Source organism: Pseudomonas sp., assembly GCF_050739995.1.
Taxonomy (GTDB): domain Bacteria; phylum Pseudomonadota; class Gammaproteobacteria; order Pseudomonadales; family Pseudomonadaceae; genus Aquipseudomonas.
This window is the reverse complement of sequence record NZ_JBOICG010000043.1, coordinates 1-1,786: the sequence shown is the minus strand read 5'-3', so window position 1 is coordinate 1,786 and position 1,786 is coordinate 1. Positions and strand designations below refer to the sequence as shown.

Sequence of the window (1,786 nt, the reverse complement as noted above, 5' to 3'; positions counted from 1 at the left end):
GTCGCCGACATAATGAACTATTCCGTTAAAACTTCAGTTCTTGGGGCTGCTGAGCAGCATGAGGGTGAGCTGCGCCCGCATAGACTTTCAGCTTGCGAAACATATCGCGACCCAGTGGGCCCTTCGGCAGCATGCCTTTGACCGCGATTTCGATCGGGGCTTCAGGCTTCTTGGCAATCAGGCCTTCGAAGTTGGAAGACTTGATACCGCCTGGGAAACCGGAGTGACGGTAGTACATTTTGTCGCTTGCTTTGTTGCCGGTTACACGAACCTGCTCAGCGTTGATGATGACGATGTAGTCACCGGTATCAACGTGCGGGGTGTACTCAGGCTTGTGCTTGCCACGCAGACGGCTGGCGACTTCAGTGGCCAGACGACCCAGGGTCTGACCAGCGGCGTCGACGACAAACCAGTCGCGCTGAACTGTTTCCGGTTTTGCAGTAAAAGTTGTCATTCTTTAATAGCCTCAGGGGCCGCCTGTAAATTTAGACGGCGGATCTTACTGAATAGTGCGTACTTTGACAAGGTCAAAGGCAGCCGGATACAGACGCTATCGGGGGCTCGGGTCGGCGCGTCCGTTCAACGGCAAGATTCTTCGGCAGGCGGCGCATCACTTCCACTGCAGAAAGAGGTGGGCAATTATGCAGATTGCGAAAAAAAATTCAACCTGCTTTTATGATTGTTTTCCCTGAAGGAGTACCCGATGGATTATCGACAGCTGGGCCGTACGGATCTGAACGTGAGCGCGATAGCCTTGGGCACCATGACCTGGGGCGAGCAGAACAGCGAGGCAGAGGCCTTCGCGCAGATCGAGCGGGCCAAGGCCGCGGGGATCAACTTCCTCGATACGGCCGAGATGTACCCGGTGCCGCCCAAGGCCGACACCTATGCCACCACCGAGCGTTATATCGGTAACTACTTCAAAAGCCGCGGCGACCGTGCCGACTGGATTCTCGCCAGCAAGATCGCCGGCCCTGGCAACACCATCGATTACATCCGCGATGGCCACCTGCGCCATAACCGCAAGCATATCGCCGAAGCCCTGGATGCCAGCCTCAAGCGCCTGCAGACCGACTGGATCGACCTCTACCAGCTGCACTGGCCGGAGCGCAGCACCAACTTCTTCGGCCAACTGAGCTACAAGCACAAGGACGAAGACAATCTCACCCCACTGGAAGAAACCCTCGAAGCACTGGACGAGCAGGTAAAGGCCGGCAAGATCCGCCACATCGGCCTGTCCAACGAAACACCGTGGGGCACCATGAAATTCCTGGCCCTTGCCGAAGCTCGAGGCTGGAGCCGTGCGGTGTCGATCCAGAACCCCTACAACCTGCTCAACCGCAGTTTTGAGGTGGGCCTGGCGGAAGTTGCCATTCGTGAACAGTGCGGCTTGCTGGCGTATTCGCCACTGGCGTTCGGCATGCTCACGGGCAAGTATGAAAATGGTGCCCGCCCGGCAAAGGCACGCCTGACGGAATACAGCCGCTTCAGCCGCTATTTCAACCCGCAGTCGGAAGCGGCGTGCAGCCGTTATGTGGCATTGGCGCGCGAGCATGGCCTGGACCCGGCACAGATGGCGCTGGCGTTTGTGACGCAGCAGCCGTTTGTGACCAGCAACATCATCGGGGCTACGTCGCTGGAGCAACTGGACAGCAACATCGCTAGTGCTGACCTGAAGCTGTCCAAAGAGGTGCTGGAAGGGATTGAGGCGATCCAGAAGGATCATCCGAACCCTGCACCTTGATGGACCTGTAGTTCGCTATCGCAGGCAAGCCAGCTCCCACAT

The 1,786-nt window shown here is 57.7% G+C and carries 2 protein-coding genes; one reads left to right on the top strand and one right to left on the bottom strand.

Translation table 11 applies throughout. From position 1 onward, the window contains the following. Positions 1-25: 25 nt before the first annotated feature. On the bottom strand, positions 26-454 hold the full coding sequence (gene rplM, locus ACRESD_RS01515) for a 50S ribosomal protein L13 (RefSeq protein ID WP_256454796.1): 429 nt from the start codon (positions 452-454) through the stop codon (positions 26-28). Positions 455-703: 249 nt separating this feature from the next. Here rplM and ACRESD_RS01510 point away from each other — a divergent pair, with 249 nt between their 5' ends. Next, on the top strand, positions 704-1,744 hold the full coding sequence (locus ACRESD_RS01510) for an NADP(H)-dependent aldo-keto reductase (RefSeq protein WP_431749313.1): 1,041 nt from the start codon (positions 704-706) through the stop codon (positions 1,742-1,744). Positions 1,745-1,786: the final 42 nt, after the last annotated feature.

Excerpts from the sequence above, each read along its gene's own strand:
- rplM (WP_256454796.1), bottom strand. The coding sequence starts at position 454 with ATGACAACTTTTACTGCAAAACCGGAAACAGTTCAGCGCGACTGGTTT.
- ACRESD_RS01510 (WP_431749313.1), top strand. The coding sequence starts at position 704 with ATGGATTATCGACAGCTGGGCCGTACGGATCTGAACGTGAGCGCGATA.